This is a genomic window from Nitrobacter sp. TKz-YC01 (genome assembly GCF_047824785.1).
Lineage (GTDB): Bacteria > Pseudomonadota > Alphaproteobacteria > Rhizobiales > Xanthobacteraceae > Nitrobacter.
In genome coordinates this window covers 275032-290785 of record NZ_CP181167.1, presented here as the reverse complement: position 1 = coordinate 290785, position 15754 = coordinate 275032, and the positions used below count along the sequence as shown (strand labels likewise).

Genomic DNA, 15754 nt, shown 5'->3' with positions numbered 1-15754 from the left:
ACTTACATTTGGGAGGAACGACGGCAATTCCCTTTTTACTCTCTTCGTACCTGACGATGGTGCGAATGGGAACTCCATCCTAAGTCGGTACTGGGCTGATGGTACCTCATCTTGGGTATCCATGCGTTTCGGGAAATGTCGGGTACTTAGGCAGCCTGGGCGTTGAACGGTCCGTTTGTTAATGGGAAGCAGCGAATATTCTGTCGTCGAAATGACCGAAGGTGCCGCATAAAAATTTGGATGCGCTCGGGGCGTCACCACGACGCATTGTCCCGACAAGGCATTGCTTACGTCAATTCAGACGCCGCCGATGCGCGACGACTCATCGGCGGTACGCCTGCAATCCGAGACGATAGGGGCAGTTTTTTTATTGGGTTCAAGGGGGGAGGGCTGGGCTGGCCCGAGATCATGCTGGAAAACCGTCGATCGGCTTCGTTGCGCTGCCTTTTAGCAACTCAATCAAGGATGTCTCTGGGAGACCAGCCCACATCAACTCGCCACGAATCGGACGTTACCGGAAATATCTCAGACAACAGAAATTTTCGATTAAGGGAACAGATAGCCCGCAGAACAAGGCTAAGCGCGACGCGCTGAACGAGTGGGTCAACGCGATCAACGGCACTGGGGGATTTGGACAGTGGGCCTGGGATGTCGCGTTCAAGCCGAGTTACGTACAGGACATTGTCACGAAGCATTCGAGCGTCACCGTGGTCGAGCCAGTAGAATAATGGCGCTCACCGCCTTTTACGGCCGGATGGAGGCTCGTCTTGCCGTGACACAGGCGTGTGTTCGCCGATTGCGACGCACTGCGCGTCGGTCGTGCAGCACGCGGCCGGGCCGCGTGCGACAGTCGCGCCGTTGATCAAGGCGCGGGAATTCAGGCTTCTCCCTTCACAAATAACTCAATAAATATTTGATTTTATTAGTATAATTTGACGTGAATACCCTATTCGCGTAAATGTATTCGCATGAACATTAGTACAAATTCTCAAGTTAATATTGAATTGAATAATCAGGATGACATTCGCATCCCTGCGGAATGGGAACCCCATGCCGCGTGCCTCATGGCCTGGGCGGTCCCGCCCGAATGGCAGGACTGGACCACGCGAGTAAAAGACGATCTGGCCATCGTCATTCGGACCATCTCGGAATTCGAGCCCGTGTGGCTGCTGACGCCGCCTGAATGCCTTGCGGACGCGCGAGCGCGCTTCCAGGGCTGCCAGGTCGAGATCATCGAGGCCCCGGTCGCCGACATGTGGATGCGCGATAGCGCTCCGACCTTTGCGCTTCGGGGCCAGGAGCTCGTCGCGATCGACTGGAACCCCAGGGACTGGGGCGCGGCCGAGCTCCGCAGCGGCCCGACCCGCGGCAACGCGCAAGGCACCGTCGGCAGCTTCAGCATGGTCCTGTCTGCGATCCTCGATATCCCGCGACTGCAGGCGCCCTTCGTTGCGGAAGGCGGCGCCTTGATCACCGACGGTCAGGGGACGCTCGTGACGACGCGCAGTTGCCTGCTCAATCCCAACCGTAATCCACCCTGCGCCGGCCCAAGCCGTCAATCCCGCATCTGCGAAGCCCTCCGATCCTTTGGAATTTCCAAAGTCATCTGGCTGGAGGGTGAGCCCTGTGAGCCAATCACCTCCGGTCACGTCGACGGCTACGTCCTGTTCACGTCGCCAGGGCGCCTGCTTGTGGAGAGCGTGGAGGATGAGCAGGTCGAGCCCCCGATGTGGCGTGCGCACGATACACTCATTCTCCAACAGAGCTTGGACGCGCAAGGGCGCAATATGCAGGTCGAACGCATCCGTTCACCACGCAAGCGCCACTGGAAATATCGCGGGGACTATTGGGCACCCTGCTATCTCAACGCCTATGTTGCCAATGGCGCCGTTATTACAGGTTGCTTTGGTGATCGCGAGCGCGACCAGGCCGCGCGCGAGTCTTTGCAGAGCGCCTTTCCGGAACACCGGGTCATTATGCTTCGCATTGATCACATTGCGTCGGGGGGTGGAGGCATTCGCTGCCTGACGCAGCCGATCCCACGTGGTTCAAGCGGCATTTCAAAGGGAGGATATTGAGCCATGGGAAATATTGCCGTCGCATTGCGCGCGAAGGGATTCAAAGACGCCAACGACCCTCAAGAAGTCGTCAATCGATTCATTGAATACGCGCGCTTCATTATGTTCGGCCACAACCTCGTTCGCGGGAATTGCGAATGGCGGATTACCGCGCTCGAACTTTATCTATATTTCAAGGATTTCAATTTCTGGCGCGATCCCTACACACATCAACGACCTGCTCAACTAAAAACTGGCACTTGGTACGTTCATGACGATGGTTGTCGTGCCCCGACTTACTCAGGGATCGACATAACCTGCGGATCGGAGGACCATGGCGTATTTGGAGGGTTGCTTATCAGAGAACTGGACAAGGAGCAGAGGTGGGTGTTTCAGCGAATTGTTCGCGGAAATCGTCATCCGTTCGCGCGCAAGGGAAACAAATGGCAGGATAACGAGCGGAAGATGATTCAAGACATTCACACCAAACGGATCGACGATCCGACGGGCCTGTTACAGCTTGTGCCATGCAGCCATCACGCTGAAACGCTCTTCAAAGGGCCTCGCGTAGGACTTCGACCCAAATTGAATGAACCAACGGCTCAAGATTTCAGATTGAAGCCCCTACGGATCGCCATCTGGCAAACGAACCAGCACAAGTTGGCAATGGAAGCGATAAGCGACACCTGAGACTTGCATCAATGCATTTGGTACGGAAGGCAATTGTTGAGCGAATTCGGACTTCCCGAAGACCCTCCAGGTTCTCCCGCGGCCGTTGCACTCGATTGTACCTGCCCACAGGCAGAGAACAAGTTCGGTCGCGGTCGAACAAAGAACAGTAATTTGAACAAGATTTTGCTTCCGACCCGCGCTGTCCTGTCCTTTCACAATTCCGGTGAGAGTGGCGGTGCAAAATTATTCCACGGTAGCGGCGGGATTGTCCTGCCTCCGGCGGCGTAAAAGTCGTCCACCTGTGTTCCTTCTGCAATGAGCGCAGGAGGGATTGGGGATCTATACCCTGCAACTCTACCTGAAGGTCCGTCTGGACCCAGCGCCAGGCGGCGAAGCATTTCAATAGTCTACCGCGCGAGGTAGCTCGGTTCTCGAAACCTCATCCGTGGGGCTCGGACCCGGCCACGCTCAGCAAGCCGGTGATCGCTTCTGGTCGGATTCACCAGCCCCGGGAAGGATGGGTCCGAATTGCAGTAGAAAACCCTACAGCATTTTTCTGAGTTGACAGCAGGTTTGCGCACGCCTACTTTCTGTAGCGAGAGTTACAGAGGAATTTCGATGCGCCTTGCTGACGCCTGCACCATCCACACCGGCTATACCGCTCGCGGCAGACTGGAGCCGACGGCCACCGGGGGCTTGCTCGCAATCCAGTTGCGAGACATTTCCCCCGACGGCCTCGTCGATCCGGAGCGCCTCACGCGCGTCCAGTTGGAAGACTTGGCGGACCGCTATTTCGTGCGCGCCGGTGACGTTGTGTTCCGCTCGCGGGGCGAACGAAACACGGCGTCCGCCTTGGACGAGCGTCTGCGGGAACCCGCTCTTGCAGTACTGCCCCTGGTGGTGCTGCGCCCGAAGCGTGACGTCGTGACGCCCGAGTATCTGGCGTGGGCGATCAACCAGCCCCCGGCGCAGCGGCACTTCGACGTCGCGGCACGTGGCACGAATATCCGGATGATCCCCCGATCCAGCCTCGACGACCTGGAGCTCGGTGTCCCAGACATCGAGACTCAGAAAAAGATCGTCGCGGTCAATGTTCTGGCTGAGCGGGAACGGAAGCTCTCCCTGCTCGCCGCTGAAAAACGAAGAAAGATGATGAGCCTGATCCTCGTCGAGCGAGCGAGCAGGATGCGCCCCAAGACGAGGCAGGAAAGGACGTCCAAATGACCGACCAACTCACCCAGCTACAGGTCAACCAGACGGCCTGGGCCGCTTGCGACACCTTCCGGGGCGTCGTCGATGCCGGACAGTACAAGGACTACATCCTCGTGATGTTGTTCCTGAAGTACATCTCTGACCACTGGAACGATCACCTCGAAACTTATCGCAAGCAGTATGGTGAGGATGAAGCCCGGATCCGCCGCAGGCTGGAGCGCGAGCGTTTCGTCCTTCCCGAAGGCGCCAGCTTCTACGACCTTTATGAAGCTCGGAACGAGGCCAATATCGGCGAGCGCATCAACATCGCGCTGGAGCGGATCGAAGATACCAACCGCGCCAAGCTCGAAGGCGTATTCCGCAACATCGACTTCAACTCCGAGGCTAATCTCGGGCGCGTCAAGGACCGCAACCGGCGGCTCAAGAACGTGCTGGAGGATTTCGCCAAACCCGCGCTCGACCTGCGCCCTTCGCGGGTAACCGAGGACATCATCGGCGAGTGCTACATCTATTTGATTTCACGCTTCGCCTCCGACGCAGGCAAGAAGGCCGGCGAGTTCTATACGCCCTCTGCGGTATCTCGCCTCCTGGCGAGGCTGGCGGCGCCCAAGCCGGGCGATACGATCTGTGACCCCGCCTGCGGGTCCGGATCTCTGCTGATCCGTGCAGCGGAGGAAGTCGGATCGGAAAACTTTGCCCTGTACGGGCAGGAAGTGAACGGCGCGACATGGGCACTGGCGCGGATGAACATGTTCCTCCACGCCAAGGATGCCGCGCGGATCGAATGGTGCGATACGCTCAACAGCCCTGCGCTGGTCGAGGGCGACCACCTGATGAAGTTCGACGTGGTCGTGGCCAACCCCCCGTTCAGCCTCGACAAGTGGGGCGCGGAAAACGCGGACACCGATCAGTTCAAGCGCTTCTGGCGCGGCATCCCGCCGAAGTCCAAGGGCGATTACGGCTTCATTACCCACATGATCGAAGTCGCCAAACGCCAGAGCGGCCGGGTGGCTGTCATCGTTCCGCATGGCGTGCTGTTCAGAGGCGGGGCCGAGGGGCGTATCCGCCAGGCGCTGATCGAGGAGAACCTGCTCGATGCTGTGGTGGGCCTGCCCGCCAACCTGTTCACGACCACGGGCATTCCGGTGGCCATTCTGGTCTTCGACCGCTCCCGCGAGCAGGGCGGCGACAACGAGGACCGCCGCGACGTCCTGTTCATCGACGCCAGCAAGGAGTTCACGCCGGGCAAGACCCAGAACGTGATGGACGAGGCGCATATCGGCAAGGTGCTGGAAACCTACGCCTCACGGGCGGAGATCGACAAATACTCCCACCGCGCCAGCCCGGAAGAGATCGCCGAGAACGACTTCAACCTCAACATCCCCCGCTACGTCGACACCTTCGAGCCGGAGGAGGAAATCGACGTCGCCGCCCTGCAGAAGCAGATCAACACGATCGACGCCGAGTTGGCTGATGTGCGCGGGCGCATGGCTGGCTACCTCAAGGAACTGGGCGTCGATGTCTGAGGGCGAACTGATCCTTTACAACACCGACGATGGCGCAGCGACCATCGGCCTGCGCGCCATCGACGGCACGGTCTGGCTGACCCAGCTGGAGATGGCCGAGCTGTTCGACACCTCCAAGCAGAACGTCAGCCTGCACATCAATAACATCCTGTCCGAGGGGGAGCTGGCGGCGGAGTCAGTTGTCAAGGAATCCTTGACAGCTGCCGCGGACGGCAAGGCCTATCGCACGAAGGTCTACAATCTGGACGCCATTCTGGCGGTCGGCTACCGCGTCCGCTCCCCGAGGGGCACCCAGTTCCGCCGCTGGGCCACCACTGTCCTGCGCGAATACCTGGTCAAGGGCTTCGCCATGGACGATGCCCGGCTGAAGCAGGCGGAGCAATGGGACTATTTCGACGAGTGGCTTGCCCGCATCCGGGACATCCGCGCCTCGGAAAAGCGCTTCTACCAGAAGGTCCGCGACCTCTACACGACCGCCATCGACTACGACAAGAATTCCGAGCAGGCGCAGGCCTTCTTCAAGAAGGTGCAAAACAAGATGCTCTGGGCGGTCACGGGCAAGACGGCCGCCGAACTGATCGAAAGCCGCAGCGATCCGAGCGCCCGAAACATGGGCCTGACCAGCTGGAAAGGCTCGGTCGTGCGCAAGGGCGATGTCGGGACCGCCAAGAACTACCTGAAAGCCGAGGAGGTCGAGGAACTCAACCGCATCGTCGTGATGTATCTCGACTATGCCGAGGACCAGGCGAGGCGCCGCCGCCCGGTCGCCATGGCCGAATGGGCCGACAAGCTCGACGCCTTCCTCTCCTTCAACGAACGCGACGTGCTGACCCATGCCGGGCGGCTGCGGATGGACGTGGCCCAGAAGCTGGCCGTCGAGCGGTTCGAGGCGTTCGACGCCAACCGTCGCGCCTCCGAGGCGCTGGCGGCGGATGAAGCGGATATCGCCCAACTGGAGGAGATGGAGAAGGCCGCGAAGGCGCGGAAGAAGGGCGGCGAGGATGATTGAGAGATGGAAAAGCGTCGCGCTCTCCGAATTAGCAACGCTTCACTCAGGAGGCACGCCAAATAAGGAGCGGTCATCTTTTTGGGGTGGTCCGATCCCGTGGGTGACCGTCAAGGACATGAAGGCCATGCGCCTAAATGGGGTGGGTGAAAGCCTCACCGAGGAGGGTGCAAATACCGTTCGAGTCGTCCCCGCCGGAGCCGTTTTGGTGCTTGTGCGTGGGATGGGCCTATTCAAGGACTTGCCGGTAGTGCTGTGCGACCGGCCCGTGACCTTCAATCAGGACATCAAGGCTCTCGTAGCGAAGGAGGGTGTCGACAGCGAGTATCTTGCGTTCGCTCTCATCGCCAGAAAGTCCGACATTCTTCGGCATGTTGATAGCGCCGGGCACGGCACGGGTCGGCTCGATACTGATCTATTGAAATCGACACCGCTCCCGCTCCCGCCGCTCCCCGAACAGCGCAAGATCGCCGAGATCCTGCGGACATGGGACGTGGCCATCGAGAAGCTGGAGGCGCTACGGGCGGCGAAGCTACGTCGGCACCGCGCGTTGACCCACTCTCTGGTCTTCGGAACGCGCCAACTGGATCGCTTCCGCACCACAGACGAAGTGGCCGCGCATCGCTGGTTCACGCTTCCCGCCACCTGGGGCATCAAGCCCATCGGCAAGCTAGCGCACGAGATTTCCGAACGGAACGGCGACAGAGAGCAGCATGAAGTCCTGTCGTGCTCAAAGTACGACGGGTTCGTCCGGTCGCTTGAATACTTCAAGAAGCAGGTCTTCAGCGCCGATCTGTCAGGCTACAAGAAAATCTGGCGCGGCGACTTCGGCTTTCCCAGCAACCATGTCGAGGAAGGCTCTATCGGCCTTCAGAACCTGACCGACGTCGGTGTCGTCAGTCCGATCTACACGGTCTTCCGTTTCGCGCCGGAGAAGGTGGATGCCGACTACGCCTTTGCCGTGCTCAAGACCGGGCTCTATCGGCACATCTTCGAGGTCAGTACCAGCGCTTCCGTGGACAGGCGCGGCAGTCTGCGCTGGAGCGAGTTCTCGAAACTGCCGTTTCCGGTCCCGTCGCTGGCCGAACAGAAAGCCATCGCAGAGGTGTTGCGCACGGCCAAGGTGGGCCTCACTGTCGTCATCATGGACGACAACAAGAGCGAGATGCCGAAGCTGTCGGACGGGCTGTATCAGGGCGATGCCTGGTTCGATGGCCTCTATCAGACGCAAGGCAAGAAGCGTGGGAAAACGGTCTGGCTGGAGCGCAGCAAGAAGGATCGGTTCGACCACATCATCAACACCGCCTTCGCGATCAAGTCCGACCATTCCTCGATGGTGCAGGTGGCTGACGCCATCTCCTACGTCTATCGGCGGCATCTGGAATTGCAGGCCGTCGCGGAGGCGTGGGCGGGCGAGAAGGACTACTACGCCGAGCTTGTGGCCGTTCTGGAGCCTGCGCGCGAGACACTGGGCCACTGCCCGGATGCCCCCTCCGTGAAGTTCTACAAGGCGGCGAAGCATGCGGAGTGGAATCCATGACCTTCGACGCCGCCGAGAAGCATCAGTCCCAGATCCCCGCCCTGCAGCTCCTGGTGGCGCTGGGGTTCACGCCGCTCTCTCAAAGCGAGGCTGTGCGCCTGCGCGGCGGTCGCCTGCGCAACGTGGTGCTCGATGACGTCCTCGCCGACCAACTCTTGAAGATCAACAGCTTTACCCATCGTGGCCGGGACTACCCCTTCGACCTCGAGGATGCGCATGAGGCAATTCGCCGGCTGAAGCCCACGCCTGACCGGCAGAAGGGCCTGCGCGGCACCAACCAGGACATCTACGATACCCTCGTCCTCGGCACGACCATCACCAAGACGATTCAGGGGGACTCCAAGTCCTATTCGTTCCGCTACATCGATTGGGAGACGCCAACGAACAACGTCTATCACGTGACGGCCGAACTCTCCGTAGAGCGAACGGCCAGCACCCAGACCAAGCGGTGCGATATCGTCGCTTATGTGAATGGCATCCCGTTCCTCGTGATCGAGAACAAGCGGCCGACCGAGAGCCTGAAGAAGGCCGGCAGCCAGCTGATCGGCTACCAGAACGAAGACAACATCCCGCAGCTGTTCCACTTCGCGCAGCTTCTCATGGTGATGAACCGTGTCGAGGCGCGCTACGCCACCGTGGGCACGCCGCGGCAGTTCTGGCAGACGTGGCGGGACGAGGAAGACCGGGACGAGATTATCGATCCGCTGGCCAATCGGCCGCTCACCGCGGCGGAGGCCGACGCGGTCTTCTCGGGCGATTTCGCCTTCGCGCGTGTCCATTTCGAGGAATTGGCAGCTGAGGGACCGCGCGCGATCACGGCGCAAGACCGTGCCATTCACGCGCTGTGTCGGCCGGAACGGCTGCTGGACCTGATCCGTCGTTTCACCGTGTTCGATGGCGGCGCTCGCAAGGTCGTGCGCCACCAGCAGTTCTTCGGGATCCGCAAGGCTGTCGAACGCGTCCGTCAGTTCAATCTGGACGGCCGCCGCAAGGGTGGCGTGATCTGGCACACCCAAGGATCTGGCAAGTCGCTGACCATGGTGATGCTGGGTCGGTCCCTCGCGCTCGACAAGGCCATCCCCAATCCACGCATCCTGATCGTCACCGACCGCGACGATCTCGACAAACAGATCAAGGACACGTTCAAGTCCTGCGAAATGGAACCCGTGCGGGCAACCAGCGGCGCCCATCTGATCGAGCTGATCCGCAACCGGACACCGCTCGTGACGACCATCATCAACAAGTTCGATTCGGCAGCCAAAGCCGCAGAGGATGTCGACGAGGATGCCAACGTTTTCGTTCTTGTCGATGAGAGCCATCGCTCGCAAACCGGGCGCTATGGCGGTCACAGCCAGTTCGCCACACGGATGCGCCGGCTGCTGCCGAAGGCTTGCTATCTGGGCTTCACCGGAACGCCGCTCCTGAAGAAGGAGAAGAATACCCTCTCGACCTTTGGCGGCCTGATCCACAAATACGCGATCGACGAGGCCGTCGCTGACGGTGCCGTTGTGCCGCTCCTCTATGAGGGACGGCTTGTCGAGCAGCAGGTCAATGGCGGCGTGATCGACAAGTGGTTCGACAAGATCAGCGAGGGCTTGACCCCCAGCCAGAAGGCCGACCTGAAGCGCAAGTTCTCCCGCATGGACGCCCTGTCGAAGACCGGCCAAGCGATCCGGGCAAAAGCCTTCGACATCTCGGAGCACTTCCGCCAGCACTGGCAGGGAACCGGATTCAAGGCGCAGCTTGTGGCGCCGTCCAAGGCAGCGGCCGTCCGCTTCAAGGAGGTGCTCGACGAGATCGGGCACGTCACTAGCGAAATCGTCATCTCGCCGCCCGATGATAACGAGGGCAACGAGGAGGTCGATAAGGAATCGAAAGACCTTGTGCGCGGGTTCTGGGCGCAGATGATGGCCCGGTACAAGACCGAAGACGAATACACACGGCAGATCATCGAGGCGTTCAAGGGATCCGGCGATCCGGAAATCCTCATCGTCGTTTCGAAGCTGCTGACCGGTTTCGATGCGCCACGAAATACCGTGCTCTATGTGTGCAAATCGTTGCGCGAACATAACCTGCTGCAGGCGATCGCCCGCGTGAACCGGCTCTACGAAGACGGCGCGACGGAGAAGCAGTTCGGCTTCATCATCGACTACGAGGGTCTGCTTGGGGAGTTGGACACGGCGCTGACCACCTACAGCGCCTTCGAAGGCTTTGACGCCGCCGATCTCGCCGGCACGGTCCACGACGTGCGCGAGGAAATCCGGAAGCTGCCTCAGCTGCACGATCAGATTTGGGACCTGTTCAAGCCGGTCAAGAACAAGAAGGATATGGAGCAGTTCGAACAGTTCCTGGCCGATGAGGCAATCCGGCAGGAATTCTATGAACGACTGAAGGCGTTCAGCCGCTGCCTCCATATCTCGCTGTCGTCGGACAAGCTCTCCGACGTCTTCGACGAGGCGAAGATCGACGCCATGAAGAAGGACTGGAAGCAGTTCTCCGAGCTGCGGCGCTCGGTCCAGCTTCGCTACCAGGAGACCGTCGACGTCAAGGAGTTTGAGCCAAAGATCCAGAAGCTGCTGGACGACCATGTGGTTGCCATGCCGGCCGAGACGATCATCGAGATGGTCAACATCAACGACCCGGACGCGCTGAAAGCGGTGGTGGAGGAGACGGGCGTCTCCGAGGCGTCGAGGGCGGACCGGATCGCCAGTGCGACGCGCCGGACCATCACCGAAAAGATGGACGAGGACCCGACCTTCTACCGCAGTTTCTCGGAACTGCTGGAGGAAACCATCCGCGACTATCGGGCCAAACGGATTTCCGAGCGCGATTACCTCAAGAACGTAGTCGATCTGGCCAGCAAGGTTGCCCGCAAGGACCGGGGGCGCGAGGTGCCGGATGCGATCAAGGGCAACGACGATGGGCAGGCGTTCTTCGGGATCCTTGAAGGCGTGCTCGCGACCGACGACGGTAAACCGATCGCGGCAGATGAGGTTGCCGCCATTGCGCTCACGATCATCGACATCATCAAGTCCCATCACATCGTCGACGTCTGGTCCAACGACATCGCTCAGAACAAGATGCGCAACGCCATCGACGATTACTTCTTTGATGTCCTTCGCGATGAGCGCGGCATCGAGCTGACGGTCGAGGTGATGGACGATCTTGAACTCAACATCATGGACCTGGCCCGGGCGCGGTTTCCCGGATGAAGGCGGAACGACAAAGCGTCCGCTATGGTGAACACCGGATCGATTTCTCCATCGTGCGCCGTGACCGGACGACGCTGGAAATCGCCGTAGAGCCCGATGCCTCTGTTGTGGTCGCTGCTCCACAGGATGCTCAGCTGGCGGCTATCGAGGATAAAGTGCGCAAGCGCGCCGCGTGGATCCGGCGCCAGCAGCGGTATTTCATTCAGTTCCTGCCGCGCACCCCGGACCGCCAGTATGTCGCGGGCGAGACCCATCTCTATCTCGGGCGCCAGTATCGATTAAAGATATTGCCCCACGTTCAGGCGACGGTGAAGCTCGTCCGTGGCTTCATCGTGGTCCAAACGCACAGGCCCGAACGGACCGAGGTCACCCGCGAACTTGTCGAGGGTTGGTATCGGCAGCGGGCCCATTCAAAATTTGCCGAGCGCCTCGAAGTCAATCTGCTGCGCTTCCCGGCCCCTGAAGACTTCCGCCCCAAAGGCCTGATCGTGCGCCAACTCCGGCAACGGTGGGGTTCGATGTCACCGGCATCGCGGCTGCTGCTTAATCGCCGCCTGATCGAGGCGCCAATCGACGCAATCGACTACGTTATCACGCACGAGCTCTGCCACATCGCGTTGCCGCACCACGGTCCAGAGTTCTTCGAGCTTTTGGACCGCGTGCTACCCGATTGGGAAAAGCGCAAGCACCGCCTAGAACAAAAGATGGCTTGAGCAAGCTGCCCACCTTTAAATCAGACCACCGGCACGCACGGCCTGATCCGACCGGGAACCGTGATCGGATCTTCTCCGAGGTTTCGAGGCGTTCGGCGAGGCGGCCAGCACGCTCGCCGGAGCGCCGGAGTGAGAGCAGGAACAGGAACACCGCGAGTGCGATGGCGCCGTAGCGTAGGGCCGCCCGCATCCACGGGGCGGCGGAGATCTCGGTGAACAGTGCAGCGATCATCGACGTCCTCGCTTCCAATCGTCGATGCGGGCGTAGATCGTCACGGCAAAGCGCTCGCGGCCGAAGGCGTGCTCAACAAGCGCGGGAAGCCGATCGACAAGGGCTTCCTCTACAAACTGATCAACAACCGGGTCTACCTCGGGGAGGCCGTGCACAAGGGCACGGCCTATCCGGGCGAGCACGAGGCGATCATCGATCGCGATCTGTGGGACAAGGTGCATGCCATCCTGCAAACCAGCCCGCGGCTGCGTGCTGCGAACACGCGTAGCCAGACGCCAGCGATGCTCAGGGGGTTGATCTTCACCGAGACCGGCACGGCGATGACGCCGACGGCGACGAAGAAGGGCAGCAAGCTCTACCGCTACTACACCTCGATGGACCTGATCCGGAACCGCCCGACCGACAATGCCTCGGGCCCGCTGCGCTTGCCAGCCGGTATGGTCGAGGATGCCGTCATCGGTGAAATCCGTCGCTTGATCGCCACCCCGGAGGTGAGGGCGCGTGTGCTTGCCGCCCTGAAGGAGGACATGCCGCACATCAGCAGCGAGGACGCCATTGCCGCTCTGGGCGAGTTCGACAAGCTGTGGGGATCGCTGTTTCCAGCGGAGCAAGCACGGATCGTCCAGCTCCTGGTTGCCCGCGTCACGGTCGGCACGGCCGGACTAGCCATAGACCTGCGCCATGAAGGCATCAGATCGCTGGCGCGACAGATGATGGAGCGGCAGCTGGAAAAAGACGCAGCATGACGGAAAATACCGTCCGCGTGGTGATCCCACTCACCATTCGCAAGAAAAACGGTCGCCCGAAGATCCTGCCGCCCGTGGATTATGTACCCGCCGAGGAGCGGACACAGGATGCGCATGTGGTACGCGCCATCGCTCGTGCCTGGAGCTGGCGACGCAAGCTTGAGAGCGGCGAGGCTTCGACCATCGCCGACATCGCCAAGACCGAGAAGGTCACCGATCAGTATGTCGGCCGCACGATGCGGCTCGCTTATCTTGCACCGGACGTGCTAGAGAAGCTGCTCATCCATCGCATTCCGCCAGCGTTGCCGCTCAACGACCTCGTCGGGGTCGTGGAACTGCCGTGGGCGGAGCAGATGGAGGCGGTCTTCAACGCTAGTCCGAATAAATATCCTTCCGAAAATGCAACGTTCAGCATTAGTAGTTGAACGAATCCCACCCACACTATAGATTGAAACCTCATTCTTTGACCCAAGATGCTGACCATCTTTTGTATGCGCTGAATGTATAAAGGTATCAATAGATTCCTGAATCGCATCAAAACGGGAATCGTCGACTTCTCAAATTTCCTTGCGAAAACGGATCGAACTCCGCCTGAGCACAAAAGTGGTCAGCCCGCCGTTAAGTCGCAGCGCAGCGTCGGAGAAGAAACGGACGAGCACCATGTTCGTCGCAAGGTCTTCACTGGGTCGCCTTACCACTTTGAAGAAGATCGCCCGCCCACAATTCCGTTCGCGAAATACCATCGTCTCGCTTTGCATATAGGCGAGAGCACGCACGTAGGTCATGCATTCGTTCGAGAAAACTCAGAAGCCATTCTGGCTCTACCTAATGTTCGCCGAATGACTTGCGGAGATATAGCGAAGCATTTGAACGAGAGAGGCACGCGACAGCCGATATCCGGAGAGTGGACTAGTACCTTAGTTTATCATTTCACCCGCCACTACATGAGCGTACGTCCGCCATACTTCGCCGAGGATAGCTCGGGAGACAAATAGGGAAATTCTGAACCATCATGTCTGAGTCGCCTAAACGGCGATTGTCCACCATTTCATTGGGAGTTACAAAAAGGGACTTGATCGGATTTGGTCAGTCCCAGGAGAGTATGCTATGCCCGCCAGCGTTCTTCCCGAAGCGCACTTCGAATCGGCCGCATTTCGGGCAGCGGTAGTGCCCGTCCATCAGTCTTAGGCGCCCCCACATCTCGCTTATTCCTTCATTGTCACCCAACCAAACGCTGGGATCATCGATCGGAATAACATCAGTGGTGTTGCATTCGTTGCAAGTTAGCGGCATTTGCTTGTGGTTAGCAGTCGTGATCTCGTCGCATAACTTGCAGTAGACTGGCCACGCGGCATTCTTAACATGATCCGCCATTCCTCCGCCGATGAGTAGAAAAGTGTCATAGCCACATGCGAAGCAGTGTGCGTCTGTCGAACTTCCCACGAGCTTTTCCTCTTCAGCCGAATTACCTCGTGTTGCGAAACGCATGCACGAGACAAGCCATCCCCGTAGAGAATTATTGTATACGAGGCGACGCTCGAGCAACAGGGCTGGAGGCATAAGATGAAGTACGCATGATCGCGGCGTGCATCAGCGCTGCGGTAGGCTACTTTGTCATTGTCCGTGCTGACGATGCCGTTCTTTAGGAGGCGCGTTCGTGGTGAGTAGTGTCGCACGCTTCCATCAGCGACACACCGACAAACTGAATCCCGACATGGCTCCTCCCTATGAGGAGATCGTCCGTCGGGAAGGGCGTAACGAGGTCTATTTTGTGCGGATGTAGGAGATCATTTCCCCATGACCATCTTCCGCCTGTTCGACCACGAGAAAGCGGATGTCGTCGCCTATCCGATGGCGCCGCGACGCGATGGCGAAGAACATCCATAATCCGGCAATCGAGACTCGCACCGATCGTGATGCTGACGAGAGCCTCCGCATGGCCGATCTCGCTGGCAGCCCGATGTGCATCAACGCGATGAAGTGCTGACGCACATCCGAGACAATGACGGGATACCCCTCACCAAGTCGGGCATTCTTCCTCGGATTCGTAACCTAGGCGGCAGAGGATTTCGGCTGGCCCGAGCATGAAGCCGATGAGCTCACCGGCTCAATAAGGTGCTAAACGAGCTCGACTTCATGCCGCTCGCTATCATGCAGGAGCTGCTGATCGCAGCGCAGTTGATCCGCCACTACAAGGACAAGGCGCTGTTGTCACAGGCCGGGAAGAGAATCATCGGCGACTACCTTCGACCATTTCACCTTTGAGCCGTTTCCCATCGAGTATGATGAGGCGGACTGCGTGCATTTCCTCGGCATGGTTCAGAGCCGCCTCGATGATTGGGTGTCGCTTCCGAAACTGGTTGCGTGGTGCCTGCCACTCGAGATCGTCACGCGCTACCGGTACAGTCCCGTAGAAGACGCCAGCTGTGCGTGCTTTAGCTTTCTATTACTTCCTTTCCAGAGCCGTCGACGGTTCGTTGGCACCGGACCGCGTCTTACTGGATCACTCACGGGATCGTCACCGCGGCGGAACCTCGTCTAGCGCGCCCGGGATTGAACCGTCCAACGTCGCGCTGCTCAGGACTATGCTTTGCAGCGCTCAAGAACGCCTACCTCGGGTGTCTCTTGTTCAGGCTGGCTGGCGGCGAAACCCCTCAAAACTCGGGCGTAGTCAGAAAACTGCAAATCATTGAAGCGGCGACATCTATTTCAACCAAACCAAACCGACCGAGGTTTACTCGATTTGAGACCCAAGCCGTTCAGAGACTGAAAATCGGCACATCGGCAGTCTCCGACGTTTGGTCGAAATTGCTAATGCCCTTTGAAATCAAAAGGAAT

Annotated in this window: 13 protein-coding genes; 12 read left to right on the top strand and 1 reads right to left on the bottom strand. The window is 59.4% G+C overall.

Going from position 1 to position 15754, the window contains the following annotated elements; translation table 11 throughout:
• The first annotated feature begins 1064 nt into the window (after window positions 1-1064).
• The 10 genes from ACMYR2_RS01360 (at window position 1065) to ACMYR2_RS01315 (ending at window position 13341) form a co-directional block, all read left to right on the top strand.
• A complete protein-coding gene (locus ACMYR2_RS01360) occupies window positions 1065-2078 on the top strand; it encodes an agmatine deiminase family protein (protein ID WP_416193560.1) in 1014 nt (337 codons plus the stop codon).
• 3 nt (window positions 2079-2081) lie between these two features.
• Window positions 2082-2747, top strand: coding sequence for a hypothetical protein (locus tag ACMYR2_RS01355; protein ID WP_416193559.1), 666 nt, complete (start codon window positions 2082-2084; stop codon window positions 2745-2747).
• Window positions 2748-3347: 600 nt separating this feature from the next.
• Window positions 3348-3953, top strand: coding sequence for a restriction endonuclease subunit S (locus ACMYR2_RS01350; protein WP_416193558.1), 606 nt, complete (start codon window positions 3348-3350; stop codon window positions 3951-3953).
• Window positions 3950-5467: a type I restriction-modification system subunit M gene (locus tag ACMYR2_RS01345; protein WP_416193557.1), complete on the top strand. Its 1518-nt coding sequence runs from the start codon at window positions 3950-3952 to the stop codon at window positions 5465-5467. The genes ACMYR2_RS01350 and ACMYR2_RS01345 overlap by 4 nt, the downstream gene beginning before the upstream one ends.
• Window positions 5460-6476 carry a virulence RhuM family protein gene (locus tag ACMYR2_RS01340; RefSeq protein WP_416193556.1) on the top strand — a complete coding sequence of 339 codons (1017 nt, stop codon included), beginning with the start codon at window positions 5460-5462 and terminating at the stop codon, window positions 6474-6476. The genes ACMYR2_RS01345 and ACMYR2_RS01340 overlap by 8 nt, the downstream gene beginning before the upstream one ends.
• On the top strand, window positions 6400-8013 hold the full coding sequence (locus ACMYR2_RS01335; protein ID WP_416193555.1) for a restriction endonuclease subunit S: 1614 nt from the start codon (window positions 6400-6402) through the stop codon (window positions 8011-8013). Before ACMYR2_RS01340 ends, ACMYR2_RS01335 begins: the two co-directional genes overlap by 77 nt.
• Window positions 8010-11225, top strand: a complete 3216-nt coding sequence (locus tag ACMYR2_RS01330; RefSeq protein ID WP_416193554.1) for a type I restriction endonuclease subunit R — start codon at window positions 8010-8012, stop codon at window positions 11223-11225. The genes ACMYR2_RS01335 and ACMYR2_RS01330 overlap by 4 nt, the downstream gene beginning before the upstream one ends.
• Complete coding sequence (locus tag ACMYR2_RS01325) at window positions 11222-11938, top strand: M48 family metallopeptidase (RefSeq protein WP_416193553.1); 717 nt, start codon at window positions 11222-11224, stop codon at window positions 11936-11938. The genes ACMYR2_RS01330 and ACMYR2_RS01325 overlap by 4 nt, the downstream gene beginning before the upstream one ends.
• A gap of 219 nt (window positions 11939-12157) precedes the next feature.
• Window positions 12158-12916 carry a recombinase family protein gene (locus ACMYR2_RS01320; protein ID WP_416193552.1) on the top strand — a complete coding sequence of 253 codons (759 nt, stop codon included), beginning with the start codon at window positions 12158-12160 and terminating at the stop codon, window positions 12914-12916.
• On the top strand, window positions 12913-13341 hold the full coding sequence (locus tag ACMYR2_RS01315) for a hypothetical protein (RefSeq protein WP_416193551.1): 429 nt from the start codon (window positions 12913-12915) through the stop codon (window positions 13339-13341). Before ACMYR2_RS01320 ends, ACMYR2_RS01315 begins: the two co-directional genes overlap by 4 nt.
• Window positions 13342-13473: 132 nt before the next feature.
• Here ACMYR2_RS01315 and ACMYR2_RS01310 read toward each other — a convergent pair whose 3' ends face one another.
• Complete coding sequence (locus tag ACMYR2_RS01310; protein ID WP_416193550.1) at window positions 13474-13701, bottom strand: hypothetical protein; 228 nt, start codon at window positions 13699-13701, stop codon at window positions 13474-13476.
• A gap of 1049 nt (window positions 13702-14750) precedes the next feature.
• On the opposite strand from ACMYR2_RS01310, the gene ACMYR2_RS01305 reads away from it, so the two are divergent.
• Both ACMYR2_RS01305 and ACMYR2_RS01300 read left to right on the top strand, forming a co-directional pair.
• Window positions 14751-14903: a hypothetical protein gene (locus ACMYR2_RS01305; RefSeq protein WP_416193549.1), complete on the top strand. Its 153-nt coding sequence runs from the start codon at window positions 14751-14753 to the stop codon at window positions 14901-14903.
• Between the two features lie 149 nt (window positions 14904-15052).
• The gene (locus tag ACMYR2_RS01300; RefSeq protein ID WP_416193548.1) at window positions 15053-15181 is read left to right on the top strand and encodes a hypothetical protein; all 129 of its coding nucleotides are present in this window, start codon (window positions 15053-15055) and stop codon (window positions 15179-15181) included.
• Window positions 15182-15754: the final 573 nt, after the last annotated feature.

Excerpts from the sequence above, each read along its gene's own strand:
- ACMYR2_RS01350 (WP_416193558.1), top strand. The coding sequence starts at position 3,348 with ATGCGCCTTGCTGACGCCTGCACCATCCACACCGGCTATACCGCTCGC.
- ACMYR2_RS01340 (WP_416193556.1), top strand. The coding sequence starts at position 5,460 with ATGTCTGAGGGCGAACTGATCCTTTACAACACCGACGATGGCGCAGCG.
- ACMYR2_RS01305 (WP_416193549.1), top strand. The coding sequence starts at position 14,751 with ATGTCGTCGCCTATCCGATGGCGCCGCGACGCGATGGCGAAGAACATC.
- ACMYR2_RS01360 (WP_416193560.1), top strand. The coding sequence starts at position 1,065 with ATGGCCTGGGCGGTCCCGCCCGAATGGCAGGACTGGACCACGCGAGTA.
- ACMYR2_RS01310 (WP_416193550.1), bottom strand. The coding sequence starts at position 13,701 with ATGACCTACGTGCGTGCTCTCGCCTATATGCAAAGCGAGACGATGGTA.
- ACMYR2_RS01315 (WP_416193551.1), top strand. The coding sequence starts at position 12,913 with ATGACGGAAAATACCGTCCGCGTGGTGATCCCACTCACCATTCGCAAG.
- ACMYR2_RS01330 (WP_416193554.1), top strand. The coding sequence starts at position 8,010 with ATGACCTTCGACGCCGCCGAGAAGCATCAGTCCCAGATCCCCGCCCTG.
- ACMYR2_RS01300 (WP_416193548.1), top strand. The coding sequence starts at position 15,053 with ATGCCGCTCGCTATCATGCAGGAGCTGCTGATCGCAGCGCAGTTGATC.
- ACMYR2_RS01335 (WP_416193555.1), top strand. The coding sequence starts at position 6,400 with ATGAAGCGGATATCGCCCAACTGGAGGAGATGGAGAAGGCCGCGAAGG.
- ACMYR2_RS01325 (WP_416193553.1), top strand. The coding sequence starts at position 11,222 with ATGAAGGCGGAACGACAAAGCGTCCGCTATGGTGAACACCGGATCGAT.
- ACMYR2_RS01345 (WP_416193557.1), top strand. The coding sequence starts at position 3,950 with ATGACCGACCAACTCACCCAGCTACAGGTCAACCAGACGGCCTGGGCC.
- ACMYR2_RS01355 (WP_416193559.1), top strand. The coding sequence starts at position 2,082 with ATGGGAAATATTGCCGTCGCATTGCGCGCGAAGGGATTCAAAGACGCC.